Below are 22767 nucleotides of genomic sequence, written 5' to 3'. Positions count from 1 at the left end.
CCGATCTATACCGACGTGCTGCGCCGCGCAGCAGCGGCGGGACAGCCGGTGCGCGGCGCAGCACGTCGGTATCGAGCAGCAACGGGACGAGCACCGGATCACCGGCCCGCAGCGCGGCATCGAAACACGCCATCCCCTCCGGCACGGAGAATGCGCGGATGCCTGCGCGCGCAATGCGCCGGATATCGGCTTGCGCCATGTGGTCGTGCATATCGACCTCCCATGCGCCCCAAGCCAGCGACTGTGCCGGGAGACCGAGCGACCGGCGACGCAGTGCCAGCGCGTCGAGATAGGCGTTGGCAGCCGCGTAGTTGGCCTGGCCCGGTGTGCCGAACAGGCTCCCCGCCGCGGAGAAGAGTACGAAGATCGACAGCTCCCGATCCGCCGTCAGCTCGTGCAGGTGGTATGCCGCATCGACTTTCGGACGCAGCACGGCGTCGAGCTGCGCGGGTGTCAACGAGCCGAGTGTGCTGTCGTCGAGTACGCACGCCGCGTGGACCACACCGGCCAGCGGCATGCCGTCGAGCAGTTGCGCCAGAGCCGACCGGTCGGTGACATCGCAGCGCGCGAATCGCACACGCACGCCGCGGCTCTCCAATTCATCCCGCAAGTCGGTGCCGCCGGGGCCATCGATACCGCGGCGACTGACCAGCACCAAATCTCGGGCTCCGTACGCTTCGGCCAGGTGACGTGCCAGCGCCGACCCGAGCCGCCCCGGAGCCCCGGTGACCAGCACGGCGCCCTCCCCCAGTGGCACCCTGCCTTCCGACGCTCGTCCCGCGCTCTCCGTCAGTCGAGCCAGCCGCGGCACGAACGCCACACCGTCGCGCACCGCAATCTGCTGCTCCTTCGTGGCGAGAAGCGCGGCGATATCCACTTCGGCGTCGGCTGTGTCGACCAGCACGATCCGGCCGGGATTCTCTGACTGTGCGGAGCGCACCAGCCCCCACACCACCGCGCCCGCCGGATCCGGACTGTCCTCCCCGGGCAGTGCCACGGCGCGGCGGGTACGCACGACCAGCGTCGTCTGCTCGAATCGACTGTCGGCGAGAATCGTTTGCAGCGCCACCAAGGTCTGCTGGGCCGTATCGTGCACCTGACTCGGCGACTCGCCTTCGGACGCGGGCAGCACGATCACGTCAGCGGCGATCGGGACCATGGGGTCCCATTCGGCCAGCGTGAGCGTTCGGTCCGGCGCGGTCAGCGGAAGCTCCGACCAGTTCATCCGGAACAAGCGACGGTACGCGGGCGCGATCGAAGCGGCACTCCACTGCGCCGGGGCGACCGCACGTGACAGCACCGAACCCACCGACACCACCGGCCGTCCGCTCCGGTCGGTCGCGGACATGGTGACGGTGCCGGGCCCCGACCGGGTGAGCCGGACGCGCAGCGCGGTGGCGCCGGAGGCCCACAGTGCGACATCGGTCCACACGAACGGCAGCAGGGCATTCTCGCCATCGGCGGCGAACAGCGCGGTGGCGTGCAGCGCGGCATCCAGCAATGCCGGATGGATACCGAACTTCGCGGCGTCGCGGTGAGCGGATTCGGGCAGTTCGACCTCGGCGAAGATTTCGTCCTCACGTCGCCATGCCGCCCGCATCGCCTTGAACAGCGGACCATAGTGGTGCCCGCGCGTGAACAGCTCGGCGTAGAGGTCGTCGACGTCGACGCGCACCGCATCGGCCGGCGGCCACTCCGGCGAATCAGTCTGTGTGGGAAGAGGTTCGGGCTGCTCGGCCAATGTGCCGTCGGCATGGAGCGTCCACTGGGCATCCGGATCGTGTTCGTCGCGGGCGTAGATGCGTACCGCGCGGCGGTTGTCGGCGTCGGCGCCGCCGACCACCGCCTGGATCTGCAATGCTCCGCGATCGGGGACGAACATCGGGGCGCGCAACACCAGCTCCCGTACCACGGGGCTGTCCACCTCGTCACCGGCGCGGATGGCCAGTTCGACCATCGCCGCACCGGGTACCAGCACGGTGTCGCGGCCCGCATGATCGGCCACCCACGGCTGCTGTTGACGCGACAGCCGCCCCGCCAGTGTGACGCCGCCCGACTCCGGCTGCGGCACACCCGCGCCCAGAATAGGGTGCGCGACGTCCTGAAGCCCGAGTGAAGCGGTGTTGCGGTTGACGGGGTCGGTCCAGAACCGCCGCTCGTCGAAGGCATACGTGGGCAGGTCCACCCGCCCGTATTCGGCAACCAGCCGGGCCCAGTCGAGTTCGTGGCCCGCGACATACAGTTCGGCCTGCGATCTGGCCAGGCAGGTGGGTCCGTCCTGGTCCCGTACCAGCGAACCCACGGCCACCACCTCGCGCGCGAGTTCCTCCGCCACCGTCCGGACGGCCGCGGTGAGCGACGGGTGCACGCCGAGCTCGACGAAATACCGGAACCCGTCGGCGATCATGCGCTCGATCGTGGCCGCGAACCGCACGGTCTCGCGTGCGTTCCGATACCAGTAGCCGGGTTCGATCGGTTCGTTCGCCATCAGCTCGCCCGACACCGTCGAATACCATGGCGTCGCAGGCGAATCCGCCGACATACCGGCAAGCTCGGCCGTCAACGGATCGCGGATGGACTCGATCAACCGGCAGTGCCCGGCGAATCCGGGACCGGCGGCACCGAGCCGCGTGTAGATACCCGCGCGGTCCATCTCGGCCAGCAGCTCTTCCACCGCGGCCTGCTCGCCCGCCACGATCGTCGAGCGACGCACATTGACCGCCGCGATCGATACCCGGCCGTCGAACTCCACCAGCCGCCGGCTGACCTCGGCCTCGGGCAGGCCGATCATCGCCATCGCGCCCGGATCGGTGATGCCCTGCATCAGGCGGCTGCGCGCCATGACGATCCTTGCGGCATCGCTCAATTCGATGACACCCGCACAGTAGGCGGCGGCAATTTCGCCCTGACTATGGCCGATCACCGCATCCGGGATAACGCCCGCTGCCCGCCAGGCGGCCGCGAGTGCGGCCATGGTCGCGAACAGCAGCGGCTGCACGACGGGGAAGTCAGCGAGGTCAGCGGCGGTCATGGTGGTCAACCTGTCGCTCAGCGACCAGTCGAGGTGTGCGCTGAAAGCCTTGTCGCACTTGTCGAATTCGGTGCGGAACTCCTCGGAGCGGGTGAGCATATCGCGTGCCATGCCGACCCACTGTGTGCCCTGCCCAGGGAAGATGAATGCGGTCTTGGCATTGGTGAGCACCGGCCCGTCGCCGACGACGGCATTCGGCGACGATCGGCCGTCCACCAGATCACGCAGCGTACGGACCATCTCGTCCCGGTCTTCCGCCACCACGACCGCACGTCGCTCGAACTGGGTACGCTGCAACGCCAGTGCGCGCGAGACCGGCCCCGGTTCCAGTCCCGGATCGGTGGTCACCAGGTCGAGCAGCCGTTGGGCCTGACCGCGCAGCGACGCCGCACTGCGGGCCGAGATCGGCAGCAGCGCCACGCTCCGGTCGTCGGTCATCGTGCCGGGTACGACCGCGGGCTCGGACGGAGCCTCCTCGAGGATCAAGTGCGCGTTCGTGCCGCTGAGCCCGAAAGCACTCACACCGGCGCGCCGGAGCCGATCCCCCTTTCGCCACGGCATGGGCTCGGCCTGCACCGTCACACCGCTTCGCTCCCAGTCGACCTGCGGTGACGGCACACCCGCATTCAGGGTGGCGGGGATTCGTTCGTGTTGCAGTGCGAGCACCAGCTTGATGACGCTGGCCACGCCCGCCGCGGCCTGGGTGTGGCCCACATTGGACTTCAGCGACCCTATACCGAGCCGCCGCTGCGGGTCACGATCCGGCCCGAACACCCGCGCCAGTGCGCGCGCCTCGATCGGATCTCCGAGCGCCGTACCCGTGCCGTGCGCCTCGACATAGTCGATATCGTGCGGTGCCAGACCCGCGACACGCAGTGCCGAGCGCAGTACCTGCTCCTGCGCAGCACCGTTCGGCGCGCTCAGCCCCTGGCTGCGGCCGTCCTGGTTGACGGCGGAACCACGAACGACGGCGAGGACCCGGTCCCCGTCACGGCGGGCGTCGCCGAGACGCTTCAACAAAAGCACACCGGCGCCCTCAGCCCACACCGTCCCGTCGCCGTCGGCGGAGAACGGCGCACACCGACCCGTCGGCGACAGCACACCCAACCGGCACAATTCGATATGGGCGGTCGGTGACATCAGCAGCGTTGCCCCGCCGGCCAAGGCGAGATCGCACTCCCCCGCGCGCAGTGCCTGCATCGCCAGGTGCATCGCGACGATCGATGAGGAGCAAGCCGTGTCCAGGGTGACTGCCGGACCGTGCAGACCCAGCGTGTAGGCGATCCGGCCGGACGCGACACTCGGCGAAAGTCCGGTGCCCACTTGACCGTTGAGCTGTTCCGGTGCGGCGTCGGCCAGATAGCCGGTGCTGTACACGCCGAGATAGACGCCGGTCGCGCTGCCGTGCAGGGTGCGTGGATCGCGACCCGACCGCTCGATCGCCTCCCAGCTGAGCTGCAACATCATGCGCTGCTGCGGATCCATCACCGCGGCCTCGCGCGGGCCGATGCCGAAGAAAGCGGCATCGAAGCGATCGATCCCATCGACATATCCGCCGCGGAACGTGTACGCCTTGCCTGTCGCGGAGGTGTCGGGGTCGTAGAGCCCGTCGATATCCCAACGGCCCGGGGGTACCTCGGTGAGCGCGTTGCCGTTGCTGTCCAGCAGCCGCCACAGTGCCTCGGGTGAATCCGCGCCGCCGGGGAATCGGCAGGACATCGACAGGATGGCGATTGCGTCGTCGTCCGGGTCGTCAGCGGCCGCATTCGCCTCGAAACCTGCCGGGCCCGACTCATCCGGCGCGGTGTCCGCCTGACGCCCCCCGGGTGCCAGTGCCGTGGCCACTTCGTCGATCGTGGGATGGTCGAAGAACAGATTCGTGTCGATGAAGCGTCCGAGGAATTCCGACAGGTCGACTACCAGTTCCACCAGATCGGCCGAGCCCAAACCGAATTCGACCATGGGCCGATGCACATCGATGCGTTCCGGATCCAGCGCCGCCTGCCGCGCGATCGCGGTCACCAGCCAGGATCGGACGGACGCCGCGGACGGCTCCGCCGCGGACGCCGCGTTCTCCGTGCCGGTTTCGTAGTCGTCCAGTTCGTCCTCCGGTGACCGCACCGGCCCCGCCGACAGCGTGAGCAACTCGCCGGACAGATACGCCGCCCGGCACGCCGAACGCTGGATCTTCCCACTGCTGGTCTTGTAGATGGTGCCCGGCCGGATCAGCAGCACGGCAGCGAGTGTGAGCCCGTGGTCGGTCGCCACCGCCGCGCGCACGGCGCTCTCGATCTCGGCCAACTCGCCGGGATCCTCGCAGCGCACCTCGGCCACCACGACCGGCTGCTCGCCGCCCACTCCCATGTCGACGGCAAAGGCCGCGACGCAGCCGGCCCGGACATTGCCGTGCGCCGCCTCGACGGTCAGCTCGATGTCCTGCGGATAATGATTGCGGCCGTCGACGATCAGCAGATCCTTGCGTCTTCCGGTGACGAACAGCTCGCCACCCGAAAGAAATCCGAGATCCCCGGTACGGAGGAAGCGGCGATCGTCACCGGGCAGCGTCGCCCCGAACACTTCGGCGGTGGCCTGCTCGTCACGGAAATACCCCGCGGCCACGCTGTCCCCGGCGACCCAGATCTCACCTTCGTCCCCGTCGGCACGCTCGGTACCGCCCTCAGGGTCGACGACCGCTATCGAGAGCCCCTCGGGCGGCTGCCCGACACCGACCAGCTCCGCGCTGCTGGTGCGGTTCGAGGCACCGGATCGCCCGGGGACCTCGAACAGTGTCGGTGTCCCGGCGGTGGACGACGCGGTCACGATCAAGGTGGCTTCGGCCAGACCATAGACCGGCTGGAGGGATTCGGCACGGAAGCCGGCCCCGGCGAAGGTCTCGGTGAACCGCCGCACCGTCGCGGCGCGTACCGGCTCGGAGCCATTGAACGCCACCCGCCATCGGCTCAGGTCGAGCTGATCGATTCGTTCCGGCGAAATCCGGCGCAGGCACAGTTCGTAGGCGAAGTTGGGGCCGCCGCTGGTGTGGGCGCGGTAGGTCGAGATCGCCTGCAGCCACCGCTCGGGGCGCTGCAGGAAATGCAGCGGCGACATCAGCACCGAATTCCCACCGAGGTAGACCGTCTGCAGGATCGGCGCGATGAGCCCCATGTCGTGGTACATCGGCAGCCAGCTGGCGAACAGCGCACCGTCCCAGGACTCGATCACCGCGCGGCCGTGACCGAGCCCTGTGGCGATCGCACGCTGGTTGTGCAGCAGATTCCCATGGGTGAGCAGCACACCCCGCGGCGCGCTGGTCGAGCCGGAGGTGTACTGGATGAAGGCGACCGAGTCGGGTCGCAGATCCGGCTCCCGCCACTGCGGTGCTCGGTCGTCGGCTACCTCGTCGGTGGCCAGCCACGGCAACCCGGCCAGCTCGGGAATCTGCGCACGCAGCGCGGCGGAATCCGCGACGATTCGCCGCGACGCCAGCACCACATCGACATCCGCGTGCGCCACCATCCGCCGCAGCCGGTGCAGCGACCGGTTCTCCCATTCCGGCAGGGGCGCGGGAACGGCGACCACTCCGGCCGCCAGGCACCCGAAGAACGCCTCGATGAACTCCGGGCCTGCCGGATACAGCAGCAGCGCCCGCCGCGGCATCGAGTCCTGGAGTGCGGCGCCGATCGCCCGGGCACGGACACCGAGATCGGCGTACCGCATTTCGCGGACGACACCGTCGACGTCACCGCTGTCGAGGAACCGGTACACCAACTCGGTTGGCCGATTCCCGACTTGGGCGAAGAGTGTCTCGACGAAAGTGTTGTGCACGAACTACTTCCTCTACCGGTGAAACTCGGGATTCAGCCGGTCCTGGTCCCCTGGGGTACGGAGGGACGGCAGGCGGCGCGTTCTGACTGACAGCGGACACAATATAGCCGTCGTAACGCCTCTTACCGGTGCAGGCAATGTCGGCGCCGTCATCGCGTGTGCCCCGAATTCTGGGGGCAGCAACCGCTCGACACCCATTGCAGCTGTGGGAATTTCACATTTGCGAGTCGTCAAGCAGCCGGTGAGGATGGCTACGTGTCACACACCCCGGTATCGCTGCGCGCACTCCCCCGACTACGCACCCGTAACTTCGCGCAGATCGGTGGGTTGCTGCGTCCTGGCACCCACCGCTCCCCCTTGCTGGAATTCGGGGATCGGTTCGTCGTCTCCCCGCCGGGATTTCCGACCATGCTCGTCACCCACGACATGGACGATGTCCGTGAACTGTTCGCCAACCATGACGATTTCTCGATAGGGCAGGTGCTGAGCCGGCTCTCCAGCCATGACGTGATGTTCGGCAAGCAGACATTGATCTTCCTCGACGGTGACGAGCACCGCCGCGAACGCCGGCTGTTCGCTCCACCGTTCCAGCACAAGGCACTCCAGTCCTACGAGGATCTCATGGTGGACGTGGTCGAGCGCGAGCTTCCCAGCTGGCCGGTCGGTGCACCGTTCGAGTTCCTGAAGGTCGGTTACGACCTGGCCATCGGCGTGCTGCTCGGCGTCGTCTTCGGTGACGTGGCTCCGGCCCGACGGGACCGGCTGAAGCAGGCGGTGAGCCGGTGGTTCGGGGAGATCGAGAGTCGCGGTTTTCTCGCCGTCACCTTGCTCACCCCGCTGTTCGGCGGCTACACGCCGCCCTACCCGCCGCTGAGTCGGCGCCAGTCCGAGGTCGACGCCATCATCATCGAGGAGATCGCCGCACGCCGGGCTACACCCGGGGACCGGACCGACCGGAAAGACGTGCTGTCGAGGTATGTCGGCACCGAACTGGATCAGCACGACGACCCCGCGCTGGCCCGCAATATGCGCGGCATCCTGCTGGGCGCCTATGAGACCACCGCGATCACACTGGGCTGGATTGCCGCCATGCTGGCCGGCCATCCGCAGGCCATGGCCGAAGTGGACGCGGCGGCCGACGCGGGCGACCAAGCCCGGCTGGACGCATACCTCGACGCCGTGGTCGCCGAAACGATGCGGCTGCGCCCGGTGTCCCCGTTCACCGGACGGCGAGCGCTGCGCGACACCGTGATCAACGGTGTCCACATCCCCAAGGGCGCTATCGTCATAGTCCCGATCCTGCTCATTCACGAATCACCGAGGCACTACTCGGATCCGATGGTCTTCCGCCCCGAACGCTTCCTCGACGAGCGACCCAAGGGCCACACCTGGCTGACCTTCGGCGCCGGCCCGCATCGCTGCCTGGGTGCCAACTTCGCACTCCTGGAAGCCCGCATCCTCTTCCGCACCGTCTTGCAGCACCGCCGCATCGACTCCACGCCCGGATCCCTCGAACCACCACGCCGGTACCACACCGGCCTGAGTCCTGCTCATAACGCGCGGATCACACTCCATCGTCGCTGAGGTATTCGGTTGGGAATCTTGTCGGCCCACTCGACTACATTTCCCGCTCAGTGAAGGGCGCCTGACCGGGATTCGGTGGCGCCTACTCTTCGAGGAGTGGGAGTGCCGATGGGCGTGATTCTCTCGTTTATGAAGGTCACCGGCGAGCAACTGGACCGGTTCACCACGGCGGGGGTCGAGGAAGAAGAGCTCTGGGACCTGGAGTCCGCCGACGGTGATCCCAGCGGTTATCTGGACAAGTCGTGGGACGGACTGCGGTACTTGCTCGAGGCGGCCGAGGTGGAATTGGACCTGTTCTTCGAAGGAAACCTCCTCGACGACGAGCACTACGGTTGGCCGGTGGATCTGGTCCGCGCCACGGCCCAGAAGCTGAAGGCGACGCCGTTCGACCGGCTGGCCGCATACTACGACGGCACCGCGATGGACAACGCGGACGTCTACCCCCGCATCTGGTCCCGCGACGGCGACGAAGGCTTGAACTACCTGCGCTACCACTACGACGTCCTGGTCGCCTTCTTCGACAATGCCGCCCGTTCCGGTGCGGCGGCGGTCATGCACTTCGGGTAATCCGCGCTTCGAGTGCGCCATTCGACCGGAATTACACCCAGGGAGCCACGGGATACCACGGGATGATGTCGCGCATGGCCAGCAGGCGCACGTCCCAATAGAGGAACGTGAACACGCCCACGACGAGCAGTGCGCTGGCGCTGAGGACGCTGACGCGGCGGGGCTCGGCTTGGAACCAGCGTTGCAAGCGACCACCGACGAGCACGGTGAGGATCAGCAAGACGGCGAGGATCAGGATATTGCCGATCGACTGCAGGACGAAGGCGCCCGCGGCGTAGAGGGGATTGCCGTCTTCGGCGACGTCGCGGAACAGCTTGCGGAACAACGGGAACGGGCGTCCGATGAGGAAGGCGCCGATCAGGCCGCCGAAGAAGATCAGGGGTGCGTTGGGGAAGCGGGCGGCGATGCGGGCGAACGGGTCGCGCACCAGGCCGAGCACAGCGAGTCCGAGATAGATCATGATCACCCCGACCACGCCGAACACCACCATGGACTGAACGAGGCGCGCGGGCATCTGGCCCGGTTGGCTGGGCGCGGTGTCGAATTGCGGCATGGCGGTACCGAAGATGCCGACGACGACACCGTAGGCCGCGGACACGACCACCATCCCCGCCGCCATCCACAGCAGCGGCCCCAGCACCGCCCGCACGCGGTTCCACCAGCCGCCCGCGCTGCCCGCCAGAGGAGCCACCGCACCGAATACGGCGATATTGCACGCGGTGAACGTACCGGCCAGGCCGGAGACGAAGGCGAAGACGACACCCGCGCCGATGCCGGTGATCGCGGTCTCCTCGGCATCGTGACCGAGCAGCCCGTCGGCAACCGTGCCACCGATCGCGCGGTCGACGAACGGCGCTGACCACACCACGGTCAGCAGGAACCCGCCGAGCACACCGAGCAGCAGGACCACCCCGCGGCGCCGCGGATAGTGCCCGTTGACGAACACACTGGTCGCCTCGGAATGTTCGAGTACTGGGGAAGCGATTGCGGTAGAAGGGGATTCGAGATTGGTCATCGGGATCTCCTATCGGCAACGCACCGGCGACGAAACACCGGGCGTCCTCATTGTCGGATATCCGTGACCGCCAGTCCTACTGATTGACCGACAACCGCACCTATCGCACCGCGGTCCCGCTTCGCCCGGTACGTGCCGCTGAAGCCGTCTTACTGGTACAGCGTCTCGCCGCGGTGGGTGTCGAAGTACTCACGCACCTCGCAGATCCTGCCGTCCGTGACAACGAAGTTCGCGATGTAGGCGTTGTCGTACTCCTGGCCTGATATCGTGGTCGCCCTCGATCGCCACTCGACGACGGCGTTCGAGTCGCCGATGGTCAGGCTGAGCAGTTCAGTGGTGAACGACCCCGGCTGCATCCGAGCCATCGCGATCGGAAAGAACTCCTCAACGATGGCGTTCGGACCGTGCCAGATTCCGGAGTTGGGCAGACGGCCTGGTGCGAACCATCGCGCGTCATCGGTGAAGCACTCCTTCAGGAGCATCGGGGACCCAGCCTGGAGTGCATCGAAGTAGCGATGGATGGCGCGCTCGGTGGGGTTCTCGTTGGTCACTTGCAAAGCTTAACCCGGATGGGAACGTTTGTTCGATAGAGGGATCGTTCTAAACCATGCCGCCCCTATCCTGGCCGAACCGCCGGGACCCTCGCCTATCACGGCAGGTCGATGTCAGGCTTTGTCTGCCAGCACCTGGGTCTCCACAACCGGCTCACTCGGCTTTACGTGACACAGAACTCGTTGCCCTCGGGGTCGGCCATGGTCACCCAGGTGTACGGCCCCTGCCGTCCCTCATGCAGGACCTTCGCTCCGATGCCGACCAGACGCTCGACCTCAGCCGCCCGGTGCTCATCGCCCACCCGGATGTCGAGGTGCATGCGGTTCTTGACCGTTTTCGCCTCGGGGACCAACTGGAAGAGGACACGCGGCCGGTCCGGATGGCGGATCGCTGTTCCCACCTTCCACACCAGCTTGCCCCGATGCGTAGTGGTGTCGTCCTCCGACGCCCGCCCCTGAGCGACCATGCTGCGGATGAACTCCTCGTCCTGAGGCTCCACCTCCCAGCCCAGCGCCTCGGCCCACCAGTCGGCAAGCGTGTGTGGGTCGGCACAGTCCAGGACAACCTGAAACTCGAATCCCATACCGGGAACCCTAGACCCCACGTACGACAACTCCAGGCGGGCGCGCGGTCAACCGTCATTGCCGGGGTGATGCGCGGGGAATCAAGCACCCCCAGCCTGATACGACAGCCCAGTCCGGTATGCCGCTGTCAGTTCGAGGTGTGGGGCTTCACGTGTGCGCAGGGGCGATTGAACGCCCTGCCGCAACGCCAGCCGTGAAAGCGTGAACACCAGCGCCTGGCCGGTCGGGTTCTTGCTGTCGCGGACGCCTCAGGCCCCGTTGAGGAAACGCGGCTTCGACGCACTCCTGGCTAGCTCCGCTATAGCCCGCCTCGAACGGCAGCACTGCACTGGGTGCGACGCCGCCAACCACCAGCTCTCCGCAATCGGCATGGTCCAACTCGTGCGCGTGGAGAAGGACCGCACCTCGCGGGTCAGAGCATGCGGAAGTTCTCCGGGTTCGTTGTAGCGCAGGGGAAGAAGTTGGCACCTCCTACTGGGAGAAGGAGAAGTGGAAGCTGCGCTCGGCACTCGTCGCGCGCACGTGCCGCGCGTGAGCGGGGTGCGGGCGACCGGGCGGGAACCCAAGCCCTACCTCACGGTGATCGTGATCGTCTTCGTCTGCGTCTTGGCGGGCAGCTTGGTGGTGTCGACCATCAGTACCTCACCGGAGTCCTGCACGCCGTTGGCGAGAATCTTCGCCTTCAGTCCGAAGGGTGGCTGGTCGCCGGTGGCTGCCTCGATGCCGAAGTCGCTGTCGTTGGCGATGTAGAGGGTCTTGCCGCCGTCACGGGTGGCGACGCCCTCGATCTTGTCGTGGCCGAAGAACTTGCCGTCGGCGTTCAGGCCGTCCAGCAGGCCGCCGAGGTCCAGGTTGGACTTCTTGGTGACGGGGGTGATGCCTGCCTTCTGTAGCGTGGCGACGCCGTCGGCGGTCGGCACGGCGCCGACCAGCAGCTCCAGCGGCTTACCGTCGACCAGCAGGCCCTTCTCCGGATCGTATTGCGCACCTTGGATCTTCGCCTGCGGGCCGACATCGGTGGCGCCGGTGATGTCGATGGTCCACAGCTTCTTGTTGGCCTTGGGCGTCTTGTTGCCGTCGCGCTCGTCGACCAGGAAGGTGGTGTTGCTCAGCGCCGTGATCTCCGAGACCGCGAGCTTCTGCTTCGGATCATTGAGCGGGTACACGAATTCCTTGACATCGCGGGTCTTCAGATCCACGGTGACGATCCGGGTCATCGGCACCTCACGCGCCGACGCGACACCCGGCTGGTTCAGTGCGCTCTGCACGATGCCGACAAGCGTGTTGCCGTCGGGCGTGATGGTGAGCCCCTCCATGCCCTGGTTCGGGGTGCGCAGCGAAAGTTCCTTGGGCAGACCGCGTCCCGGTGCCAGCCGCTCCAGCTCGGTGCCATTGGCGTCGAAGTGCACGAGGAACGGCCCGTACTCGTCGGATACCCAGAAGGTGCCGTCGGGCATCGCGACCAGGCCTTCGCTGTCGATGCCGTGATCGGTGGGCGGCAGGACGTTTCCGTTGAGGTCGCGAATGGTCTCGCCGGTGCTGGCGGAGATGTCGACTTGGCCGTTGAACGGCTGTCCGGCCGGATTCTTCAGGGGGATGGTGGTTTCCAGCACCGCTGTGGTGCCGACGAGTTTGAACTTGGCGATGGCGGGCGTGAACGTCGGCACGGGCGCAAGCTTCTCGTTCTTGGCTTTGCCGTCCACATTCGGACCGCGGTCGGTGAGACCATAGAACTCGTCGGTCGATCCGGGCACCGGCGTGAACGCCGACCCGTACCCGCTGCCCTGCAGGCTCACCCCGCCGAAGTCGCCGAGCGGCGGAATCTCGGTGGTGAACAGCTTCACGGCGTCGGTGGTGGTCACGGTGATGCTGTCTGACCCGGTGTACCCGGCCGCCGGTGTGTACATCACCGCGCCGTCGGTGCGCCGGGAGATCGTGCCGTGCTGCGGATCTGTGATCGCGACCGCGGCGCTGCCGCCGGTCTCGGCCAGCAGATCATCCAGCGAGATCACCAGCGTCTGGTCCTTGGTGGCGGTGAAGTCTCCACCCGAGCTCGACGACGAGCAAGCGGACAGAACGGCGGTCGCGCACACGGCAACGGTGACGAGTGCGTTTCGAGTACTGCGGCGAATTCTCACCAGCGATGCTTACCATCCGATCTCGACCACCAGTTGACGTCGAGCTGAAAAGCGGCGGTCGATCCCCGCAGCCGTCCATCGGTGCCGGGTCGCCGCCGCTGCCGATCGCTGTCGTCGACAAGTGCGGCTCGTGCTCGGCTTAGAATCCCGACGGTGGGATTGCTGTTCGAGACGCGTGCGTCGGATTCGCCGTGGATCGCCTCTGTGTGGACGTGCCGGAGCGAGCAGGTCGCGGAGATGACTTCCGTCGCGACCGAGACCTGGGGTCTGGTCTTCTGGGAACAGGAGGGCACGGCGTACGCGGGCGTCACAGGTCCCGAGAGCCGCACCGGCACCGCCCCTGTGCCGGAAGGCGCGACCTTCGTCGGCATCCAGTTCGCGGTCGGCACGTCCCTTCGCGCGGTGGCCGCTCCCTCCCTGGTCGACAGTGGGATCGCTTTGCCCGATGTGACCCACCGGACTTTCTGGCTGGATGGTGCCCGCTGGGAGACGCCGCACCCGGACGACGCCGAGGCGCTCGTCGACCGATTCGTCCGAGACGGAGTCGTGGACCACGATCGCTTGGTCGCGGAGGTTCTGCGGGGCCACCGTCCAGCGGTCACCGATCGCACACTAGAGCGCCGCTTCCGGGCGGCGACGGGCCTCACCCAAGGCGCGGTGCGGCAGATCGGGCACGCCCGCTCCGCCGCGGCACTGCTGACCTCGGGTGAGGACGAGAGTGATGTCGTCAGCACGCTTGGGTACTACGACGAACCCCATCTCGCCCGGGCGCTGCGACGGTACGTCGGGCGTACGGCACGGCAGCTCCGCGAGGGCCTCGGCGGTGCGATCGCGCTCGATCCCGCTCAGCGCACGACGTCGTAGACGAGCTTGGCCACTCCGTTGGAGTAGGTCGCGGACTCCCTGAGGCGCAGCTTCTGCTTGTCCCGGTCCGCCCTGCCGAACAGGCTCTTGCCTGCCCCCAGCAGTACCGGGAACACGAGCAAGTTGTACCGGTCGATCAGATCGGCGTCCGACAGACGCCGGGCCAGCTCGGCGCTGCCGTGGATGAAGATCGCGCCACCATCGCTCTGCTTCAGTTCGGCGACGTCGTCGATCGACCGCAGGATCGTGATCGGGCCCCATCCGTCGACCACGGCATCGTCGGTGAGACTGGTCGAGACGACGTACTTGGGGAGCTCCTTGTACGCGACGTGGTCCTCCGAATCGCGCCAGGTCGGAGCGAACGCCTCGTAGCTGCGGCGGCCGAACATCAGCGCTGTCGTCTCAGCGAGTTCCTCCGCCTTGAGCGAGAAAGCCTCGGGCACGAACTCGGTGTCCAACACCCAGCCGCCGCTGCGGTGCCCTTCGACCTTGCCGCCCGGCGAGTCCACCACGCCGTCGAGCGACATGAAGCCCGTGTAGACCAGTTCACGTGTCAAAGAATCCTCCTGAGAATGGACGGCGGAAACTGGCGGTGGCCAGCTGATACAGGCGGCCCGGGCGTCAGCTCGACGCCCTGCCTCGGGCCTCCGCTCGCCAGCCTAAGGGCGGGCGGCGCTGCCGTCTTGGACGAAACCGACACCGACGCGGCTCCGCGCGGGCGCCGCCGATCTCAGCAGCCGGCAGATCGCGGAACGCCCGGAGGTATCACCGCGCACCGTCGACGGGTACCTGCAAGACATCCTCGGCAAATCGGCTTTTCTTCGCGCACATAGATCGCTGCCTGGAAGGCACTCTGCCATCACGCGCGGTAGCCGAGGTCGGCGTGAAATACGCGTGCTCAGCGGCGAAGGCAGTTACCACCGGTTAACCGACGGGCGCGGTGACATTGCCGAACAGCCGGACACGCAGCCTGGAGCGCGAATTGGAAAGCCGTGGCATCGGAGGGTTGCACGCGGCGGTGGCGACTCCGGACTGGAAACGCGGAATCCTGCGTACCACGAACGGTCTCTCCACCGCCACGTGCAACTCGGGTCAGCTGGTTACAGACACAAGCTGAGCTCGATTTGGCCGACCGGGATGGGCAGGCACACTTCCACCGAGCCCGAGACGGGGGTGGCCGTGGTGGCATCCGCGGAGGCGATGCCGCCGCTGAGAGCCGTGGCTGATAGTGCGAGCGCGGCGACAGCGAGCGGACGGATAATTCTGGAGGTCATGCAATCATCCTCGGTTGTATATGTGACGCGTCCCGGATTCGGAACGAGCCAATCACATCACGATAACGTGGACTGCAGCTCCCCCATTTGGAACATTCAGTGTTTTTCAGATCGTTATATGCAGACCGTTAAAAGTTCTTGGTGAATGTTCACAGTGAACGTCATGCATATGCACAACAATCCTGTCGATCAAGTGCTGTTCTTCGTCGCCCGGCATCAGAGTGTCAGGTGTTCTGGGGGAACCCGAGATTCACTCCGCCGTGGCTGGGGTCGAGCCAGCGGCTGGTGATCGCCTTGGCGCGGGTGAAGAACCGCACCCCTTCGCTTCCGTGGGCGTGGGTGTCGCCGAACAGGGAGTTCTTCCAGCCGCCGAAGCTGTAGTAGGCCATGGGAACCGGAATCGGGACGTTGATACCGACCATGCCGACCTCGACCTCGTTCTGGAAGCGGCGGGCTGCGCCGCCGTCGTTGGTGAAGATGGCGGTGCCGTTGCCGTACGGGTTGGCGTTGACGAGTTCCAATGCCTGGTCGTAGGTCTCGACCCGCACGACCGACAACACCGGGCCGAAGATCTCGTCGCGGTAGACACTCATGTCCGGGGTGACGTGGTCGACGAGGGTGGGGCCGAGCCAGAAGCCTTGGGAGACGTCGACGTCGGTGCCGCCGTCATCAGCGGCGACGGCGCGGCCATCGACGACGAGAGTAGCGCCGTCGGCCTCGGCGGACTCCACGTAGCCGCGGACCTTGTCGCGGTGGGCGGCGGTGACCAGGGGACCCATATCGGCTTCGGTGAGCCCGTCGCCGATACGCAGGCGGCGGGTGCGTGCGGCGATCTTGGCGACCAATTCGTCGGCGATATCGCCGACGGCCACAGCTACCGAGATCGCCATGCAGCGTTCACCCGCGGAGCCGAATCCGGCGTTGACCATGGCGTCCGCGGCCAGATCGAGGTCGGCGTCGGGCAGGATCACCGCGTGATTCTTCGCGCCGCCGAGGGCCTGGACTCGTTTGCCCGCGGCGGTCGCGGTCGAGTAGACGTACTGCGCGACCGGGGTGGAACCCACGAAGGACACCGCCTTGACGGCCGGGTTGGCCAGTAGTTCGTCCACAGCCGTCTTGTCGCCCTGCACGACATTGAAAACCCCGGGCGGCAAACCCGCTTCGGCCCACAGCTGCGCCAGCCACAGCGACGCCGACGGATCCTTCTCACTCGGTTTCAGCACCACGGTGTTCCCGGCGGCGATCGCGAGGGGGAAGAACCACATCGGCACCATGGCGGGGAAGTTGAACGGAGAGATGATCGCGACCGGGCCCAGTGGCGCGCGCACGGTGTAGGCGTCGACGCCGGTGGAGGCGTTCTCGCTGTATCCACCCTTGAGCAAATGCGGTATGCCGCACGCGAATTCGACGACTTCCTGGCCGCGGGTGACCTCGCCGAGTGCGTCGGGGAGAACCTTGCCGTGTTCGGCGGTGATGATCGCGGCCAGTTCCGGCTTGCGCGCGTTGAGCAGCTCGCGGAAGCGGAACAGGATGGCGGTTCGCTTGGCCAGCGAAGTGTCGCGCCAGCTCGGGAATGCTGCTGTGGCCGCGTCGATGGCGGTGCGGACGTCGGCGACGCCGGCCATCCGGACCTGTCCGGTGATCTGTCCGGTGGCCGGGTTCGTGACCGGCGCGGTCACCGACGCGGTTCCGGTGAAGGGCTTTCCGTCGACCCAGTGGGCGATCTCGCGGGTATCGGTCATGGTTCCTTCTCGAGGCGATCAGGCGCGGTGGCGCGCGTGTAGTCGGTCGTGTGCAAGGGAAGCCGCGGGTCGACGACCATGTCCGCCCAGGTGTCGCGCAACCACGCGTGGGCCGGGTCGTCACTGATCCGCCAGGCCCGCTCAGGTCCGGGACCGGCCATGATGTTCAGGTAGTACATGTGGTGGCCCGGGGCGGCGATCGACGGCCCGTGGTAGCCGTGCGGCACGAGCACCACGTCGCCGTCGCGGACTTCCTCGAGCACATCGATGGGGCGTTCGGGCGTGCCGTAGACCCGGTGGTAGCCGAACCCTTGCGAGTCGTCCGCGCCGCGGGCGAACTCGAAGTAGTAGATCTCTTCCAGCGCGGTCTCGGTCTCGGTGAGTTCGTCGTGCTTGTGGGGCGGATACGATGACCAGTTCCCGCCGGGGGTGATCACCTCGCAGGCGATGATCGACTCGGCTTCGAAGGTGCCGGCGGTGGCGAAGTTGTGCACCTGACGGCTGCAGTTCCCGGCGCCGCGCAGTTCCACCGCCACGTCCGACGCCGCCACGTACCGGAACGGCAATTGCCGGTGGGCGCGGGCACCGCCGAGCGCGAAACGCCCCCCTGCCGTGCTGGAAACTGTGTAGGAGCTGCCGCACCCGACATAGGCGAAATCGGTCGGCCCATCGAAAACTGTTGCGCGGCCGAATAATTCGTATGAATCATTGCCGCAGGCCACCGTGCACGAGCCGGCGAGTGGCACTACGACCACCTCGTCGTTGTCGGTGTCCGCCCGATACGACCCTCCGGCGCCGAGTTCGATGACGTGCAGGCTGGTGTGGTCCCAACCAGCGGATTCGGGCGTCACTGCGACGAGATACGGGTCGCTCACGGCACTGCGGGCCGGTAGGTAGTGCTTGCTGCGCATCGCGGTCACCGCACCAAGGACACAGCTGTGTCGACGGCCCCGGCTACGTCACCGTCGCGCGGATACAGTAGTGCGCGACCGACGATCAGCCCCCGAACACCGGGCAGGGCAAGGGCTTTCGCCCAGCGGGCGTAGGTCGTCTCGGGTGCCGCTCGAGGGTCGCCACCGAGCAGCAGCGTGGGCAAGGTGGTCGCGTCCATGACGCGGTCCATCTGCTCGACGACGGGCAGTTTCAACCACGTATAGGCCGAAGTGGAGCCGAGTCCCTGCGCCAGGTGCATGCTCTTGATCACCGCATCCGGCGACAGGTCGTTGACCACCTCCGTGCCCGGACCTGCGGGGCGGTGCGACATGAACGGCTCCAGCATCGCGACCAACCCGTGCGCGGCGAGTTCATCGATGGCGGCCGCGCTCGCGGTCATCATCGACAGGGTGCCGGGGTCGGTGAGATCGAACCGGTTGAGCATCTTGGCGCCGTTGAGGCCTGCCGCCGCGGTGGCGGCCGCCGTGTAGGCGGTCATCCGGTCATCGAGTTCGAAGTCCGCGCCCGCCAGGCCACCCCGGTTCATGGAGCTGAACACGACCTTGTCTTCCAGTGCTCCGAGTAGCAGCAGATCCTCGATGATGTCGGCGGTGCCGAGCACACCATCCACGCCTGGCCGGTGCAAGGCCATGACCAACCGGTCCAGCAATTCCTTGCGATCGTTCATGGCGTGCGGGTCGCCGGAGGCAGACAGTGCTCCGCGCGCGGGATGGTCGGCAGCGATGATCATCAACCGGCCGTCGCCGCGCACCAGTTCCCGGCTTTTGCGCGCTGTGAACGCCCGGGCAATCGCCCCGGGATCGGTGGCGCGCACCTCGGTCAGTTCGGCATACGACCGGATCGACGGTGTGATCGTGGGAGGCGCGGCCAGCGTGGCTTCGGTCATCGGATCAGGCCTCTCCGGTCAGCGACGGAGCGGGCGCCGGGTTCGGGTGCATGACGGGGCTCCACATGCTCCGACTGTGCGCCACGGTGTAGTCCCTTGTCAAGGATTTGTCATGACATACTGACTTAATGACAACCTGACTCCTTTGGCGGAAAAGGGCTACGATGAACGCTCCGGAGCCGACCGTTTCCCGAGGAGCCCCCGATGTCCGCGCCCTTGGATATCTCCATCGACCGGAACAGCCCGGTACCGATGTACTTTCAGCTCGAGCAAGCTATCGAGCGAGCGGTCACCGAAGGGCGGCTGACGCCGGGTGACCGGATCGAGAACGAGGTCGCGCTGGCCAAGCGCCTCAATGTGTCGCGCCCGACGGCTCGCCAGGCGATCCAGGCCTTGGTCGACAAGGGGCTGCTCGCGCGCAGGCGAGGGGTCGGCACCCAAGTGGTGCAGAACCAAGTTCGCCGCCCCGTGGAGTTGACCAGCCTCTACGACGACCTGCTCACCGCGGGCCAGGAGCCGACCACCGAATTGCTCGATTACCAGCTCGGTACGCCGGACGCCGACATCGCCAAGGAGCTGGGCGTGCCCACGGACGCACGCTTCGTGACCTTTCGCCGCCTGCGTCGTGCGGGCAGTGAACCACTGGCGATCATGACCAATCACGTGCCCGCGGAATACGCACCGGCGCCCGACCAGCTCGAAGCGCACGGGTTCTATGAATGCCTGCGCGCCAAGGGAATCCACATCGCACTCGCGCGGCAGAGAATCGGCGCACGCAGCGCGACCCGCGCGGAGGCACAGCTGCTGGACGAGCGCGCCAATGCGCCATTACTCACGATGCAGCGCGTCGCCTTCGACGACTCGGGGCGGCCCGTCGAGCTGGGTCGCCACGTCTATCGCGCCTCCCGGCACTTCTTCGACACCACGGTTCGGCACTGAGGTGCTCGCCGAATTTGTCCGGACAAAGCTCCGCGCCCGTGGTCACCTCCGAGGCAGCTCGGCGATCGGATCGCTCGGCGCGCCCTCGCGCTCGCGAACCGGCAGTAGTTCGGGTCGCTTGGCAGTACGGCCGTCCCCGGAGGACCGTCCGGTGAGGCGGCGTCCTATCCAGGGGCCGAGAAAGGTTGCTGCCCAGCGGAGTTCGTCGATCAACGAGCCGCGCACGGGTAGTGGCGACCCCAGGGGCCGGCTCCAGCTGTCATCGCTGCCGGGGAGTTGCAGGGCGTGGGCGAGCGCGTCGGCGATGCGCTGATGGCCCAGCGGGCTGGCGTGCAGCCGGTCGGGACTCCACAGCCGTGGATCGGTGACCACCGCATGGCGGGCGGTGTCGGCGACGATGACGTGGTGGCGTTCGGCGGATGCTCGAATGCGCTGGTTGAGTGCCCTGACCCGGCCGCTGATCGGGCGGGCGAGCCGGGTGATCCGCGCGACCTCCGGGAAGGTCACGGTGGCCACGACCGCACCGTGGGCGGTGAGTTCGGCGAACATCGCGTCCAGATGGCCCGCGACCTCGTCGGCATCGAACCCGGGGCGCAACAGGTCGTTGACGCCGGCGGCCACGGTGACCAGATCCGGGCGCAGCCGCAGTGCGGCTTCGAGCTGCTCGGAATGGACCTGTCCGGCGAGCTTGCCGCGCACGGCGAGGTTGGCATACCGCAGCTCGGGGTTGGACGCCGCGAGACGTTCCGCCAGGCGGTCGGCCAAGCCGCGCAACCCGGTTCGGTCGTCGCCGTCACCGACGCCTTCGGTTTGGCTGTCACCGAGAGCGACGTATCGCGAGTATGCGCCGTTGGTCATGTGGCAGGGGCCGTTAGGTGCTGATTGTCGGCTGACATGCAAGTAAAATAAGACATACTGGACTAATTGTCTAATATGGCTCGGTCGGCGCCGCTCGCGTCCGATGCCGGCGGCATGCGGTCGAATGCGTGCTGGAGGCGTTCCGCGAATCGTCGGCCGAAGACCTGTCGGCCGGGGCGGCCGGGGCGCCCTAGGTTGGTTCGCTACGGACTCGGCTGAGGCACATTGCAATCCGTGATCTTGGGATTCAGGCCCAGGTAGTTCAGTGGACCGGCGACTACCGTCAGCGCGATCGAGCCGAACCCCGCGCAGTTGATCGGGCCGCTGTCGAAATAGTCGCGCTGGCCCGCCGCGATTATCCCGGTGATCAACCAGGCCAGGATCAGCAGACTGCCGAGGCTAATGTTCTTCACGTGCATCGTTCCGGTCCTTCTTGCGTGGATGAGCCGAGTATCCGTCCCAACCGGCGACACGCCCGCAACGTCGCACACTGATTGCGTGCCGCTTCTACGCCGCGCCGATACGGTCTGCCGGTCGCGTCCATGGCGACCGCGGAACAGGACCAAAACCTCCGGTATGTCCCTCGAGGCGCTCGCCGGAGTGCGGCAATGGCCCTGAGATGACGTTTGCCGTGCGCTCATCGATGCGCTCATGCGGGCAGACGGATGTGTGGTGCGCTTTGGGGCGGGGACCGCCACGCAGGCTGCACGCCCGGTCCCGATAGGCCGAAAGGATGTGCCGACCTGAACTGGGTACCCGGCTATGGCGGTAGCGAGTGCTCGGCGGACGATTTCCGGACCAGTGCCGGTGAGGGAAGCTTTCCGACGAACAAGGAGGTGCATGCAGCAGTGAAGGACACAGATTTCACTTCCCGACTGCGGGCGTGGCCGGCATTGCGAGTCGACGACTGGACTCCGACACGCGAAACCTTGCATATGTGGACGCAGATTGTCGGAAAAATCAGGCTCTCCCACGCTCCCTTGGTCAACCACTGGTGGCAAGTCACGCTCTACGTCAGCCCGCGTGGACTGACCACCTCTGCTATTCCGCATGCGGCGGGTTCGTTCGACATCGAGTTCGACTTCGTCGACCATCAGCTTCACGTCCGGTCCAGCGATGGCCGCATCCGGCAGGTTACGCTCGAACCCAAACCGGTCGCCGTCTTCTACGCCGAAACCATCACTGCACTCGATGAACTCGGAATTGCCGCGCGGATCCAAGCCAGACCCAACGAGGTCGATCCGGCGATACCCTTTGCCGACGACTACGAGCATCGATCCTATGACGCGGTGGCCGCCACCACGTTCTGGCGGCAATTGGTCGCCGCCGACCGCGTCATGCACGAGTTCCGATCGCGTTTCATCGGCAAGGTTAGCCCGGTGCATTTCTTCTGGGGAGCAATGGATCTGGCGTGTACCAGGTTCTCCGGGCGGACCGCACCACGGCATCCGGGTGGTGCTCCCAACTGCGGCGACTGGGTGATGGTCGAGGGTTACTCGCATGAATTGAGCAGCTGCGGATTCTGGCCGGGCGGTGGTACGGAGGGCGCGTTCTATGCATACGCGTATCCGGAACCGGACGGATTCTCCGAGTATCGCGTCGGACCGGATGAAGCGTTCTACAGCAAAGACAACCGTCAGTTTCTGCTGCCATACGAGGCGGTGCGCACTGCCCCAGACCCGGAGCGGGCGTTGCTCGAATTCCTCGACACGACCTATGCGGCCGCCTCCGAACTCGGCCACTGGGATCGCGCGGCCCTCGAGGCCGACCCCGGCCGCTGGAACCACGAGCGCCGAACCAACACATCACAGCAGCGGCCGTGATTGTGCCCAGGCGTACCGGTACACCGATCCTTTTCCGTTGTGGCGTGATCCGTGCTGCTGGCACATCATTCCGCTCGACGCACCGGCAACGCTTCGTGCTGATGCTTGCTGGCTGAAACGTTCAGCTGGTC

General features: G+C 66.7%; 17 protein-coding genes. 5 read left to right on the top strand and 12 right to left on the bottom strand.

Going from position 1 to position 22767, the window contains the following annotated elements; all coding sequences use genetic code 11:
• On the bottom strand, positions 1-6856 hold a 6856-nt coding region (locus NA4_RS27250), incomplete at its 3' end, for a type I polyketide synthase (protein ID WP_157129336.1).
• Between the two features lie 255 nt (positions 6857-7111).
• On the opposite strand from NA4_RS27250, the gene NA4_RS27245 reads away from it, so the two are divergent.
• Together NA4_RS27245 and NA4_RS27240 are read left to right on the top strand one after the other, a co-directional pair.
• Positions 7112-8440 carry a cytochrome P450 gene (locus NA4_RS27245; protein WP_067476081.1) on the top strand — a complete coding sequence of 443 codons (1329 nt, stop codon included), beginning with the start codon at positions 7112-7114 and terminating at the stop codon, positions 8438-8440.
• A gap of 108 nt (positions 8441-8548) precedes the next feature.
• On the top strand, positions 8549-9007 hold the full coding sequence (locus NA4_RS27240) for a YfbM family protein (protein ID WP_067476078.1): 459 nt from the start codon (positions 8549-8551) through the stop codon (positions 9005-9007).
• A 31-nt stretch (positions 9008-9038) separates the two neighbouring features.
• Here NA4_RS27240 and NA4_RS27235 read toward each other — a convergent pair whose 3' ends face one another.
• From NA4_RS27235 to NA4_RS27215, 4 genes are all read right to left on the bottom strand, one after another.
• Positions 9039-10022: a hypothetical protein gene (locus NA4_RS27235; protein ID WP_067476075.1), complete on the bottom strand. Its 984-nt coding sequence runs from the start codon at positions 10020-10022 to the stop codon at positions 9039-9041.
• Positions 10023-10171: 149 nt separating this feature from the next.
• Entirely contained in the window at positions 10172-10573 is a 402-nt protein-coding gene (locus tag NA4_RS27230; protein ID WP_067476072.1) for a nuclear transport factor 2 family protein, read from the bottom strand.
• 164 nt (positions 10574-10737) lie between these two features.
• Positions 10738-11157, bottom strand: coding sequence for a VOC family protein (locus tag NA4_RS27225; RefSeq protein WP_067476069.1), 420 nt, complete (start codon positions 11155-11157; stop codon positions 10738-10740).
• A gap of 570 nt (positions 11158-11727) precedes the next feature.
• Positions 11728-13296: an esterase-like activity of phytase family protein gene (locus tag NA4_RS27215; RefSeq protein WP_067476064.1), complete on the bottom strand. Its 1569-nt coding sequence runs from the start codon at positions 13294-13296 to the stop codon at positions 11728-11730.
• A 237-nt stretch (positions 13297-13533) separates the two neighbouring features.
• On the opposite strand from NA4_RS27215, the gene NA4_RS27210 reads away from it, so the two are divergent.
• A complete protein-coding gene (locus tag NA4_RS27210) occupies positions 13534-14160 on the top strand; it encodes a helix-turn-helix domain-containing protein (RefSeq protein ID WP_218022430.1) in 627 nt (208 codons plus the stop codon).
• Here the strand turns inward: NA4_RS27210 and NA4_RS27205 are convergent.
• The 5 genes from NA4_RS27205 to NA4_RS27190 form a co-directional block, all read right to left on the bottom strand.
• Positions 14142-14717 (bottom strand): dihydrofolate reductase family protein, encoded by a 576-nt coding sequence (locus NA4_RS27205; protein ID WP_084497479.1) that lies wholly within the window; start codon positions 14715-14717, stop codon positions 14142-14144. The genes NA4_RS27210 and NA4_RS27205 overlap by 19 nt on opposite strands.
• Positions 14718-15260: 543 nt before the next feature.
• The gene (locus NA4_RS41615; protein ID WP_169811130.1) at positions 15261-15434 is read right to left on the bottom strand and encodes a hypothetical protein; all 174 of its coding nucleotides are present in this window, start codon (positions 15432-15434) and stop codon (positions 15261-15263) included.
• A gap of 224 nt (positions 15435-15658) precedes the next feature.
• Positions 15659-17176 carry a CoA-acylating methylmalonate-semialdehyde dehydrogenase gene (locus NA4_RS27200; RefSeq protein ID WP_067476055.1) on the bottom strand — a complete coding sequence of 506 codons (1518 nt, stop codon included), beginning with the start codon at positions 17174-17176 and terminating at the stop codon, positions 15659-15661.
• Complete coding sequence (iolB, locus tag NA4_RS27195; RefSeq protein ID WP_067476089.1) at positions 17173-18087, bottom strand: 5-deoxy-glucuronate isomerase; 915 nt, start codon at positions 18085-18087, stop codon at positions 17173-17175. The genes NA4_RS27200 and iolB overlap by 4 nt, the downstream gene beginning before the upstream one ends.
• A 5-nt stretch (positions 18088-18092) precedes the next feature.
• The gene (locus NA4_RS27190; RefSeq protein WP_067476052.1) at positions 18093-19016 is read right to left on the bottom strand and encodes a Cgl0159 family (beta/alpha)8-fold protein; all 924 of its coding nucleotides are present in this window, start codon (positions 19014-19016) and stop codon (positions 18093-18095) included.
• 204 nt (positions 19017-19220) lie between these two features.
• Between NA4_RS27190 and NA4_RS27185 the strand changes: the two genes are divergently transcribed.
• Entirely contained in the window at positions 19221-19955 is a 735-nt protein-coding gene (locus tag NA4_RS27185; RefSeq protein WP_067476047.1) for a GntR family transcriptional regulator, read from the top strand.
• Positions 19956-19997: 42 nt separating this feature from the next.
• On the opposite strand, the gene NA4_RS27180 is transcribed toward NA4_RS27185, so the two are convergent.
• Both NA4_RS27180 and NA4_RS27175 read right to left on the bottom strand, forming a co-directional pair.
• Complete coding sequence (locus NA4_RS27180) at positions 19998-20813, bottom strand: SGNH/GDSL hydrolase family protein (protein WP_067476044.1); 816 nt, start codon at positions 20811-20813, stop codon at positions 19998-20000.
• A gap of 203 nt (positions 20814-21016) precedes the next feature.
• Positions 21017-21217: a hypothetical protein gene (locus NA4_RS27175; RefSeq protein ID WP_245671614.1), complete on the bottom strand. Its 201-nt coding sequence runs from the start codon at positions 21215-21217 to the stop codon at positions 21017-21019.
• A gap of 444 nt (positions 21218-21661) precedes the next feature.
• Here NA4_RS27175 and NA4_RS27170 point away from each other — a divergent pair, with 444 nt between their 5' ends.
• Complete coding sequence (locus tag NA4_RS27170; protein WP_281180069.1) at positions 21662-22636, top strand: DUF5996 family protein; 975 nt, start codon at positions 21662-21664, stop codon at positions 22634-22636.
• Positions 22637-22767: the final 131 nt, after the last annotated feature.

It is taken from the genome of Nocardia amamiensis NBRC 102102, assembly GCF_001612745.1.
Classification (GTDB): domain Bacteria; phylum Actinomycetota; class Actinomycetes; order Mycobacteriales; family Mycobacteriaceae; genus Nocardia; species Nocardia amamiensis.
Note: the sequence above shows the minus strand (reverse complement) of the source record. Positions and strands in the feature narration are given on the sequence as shown.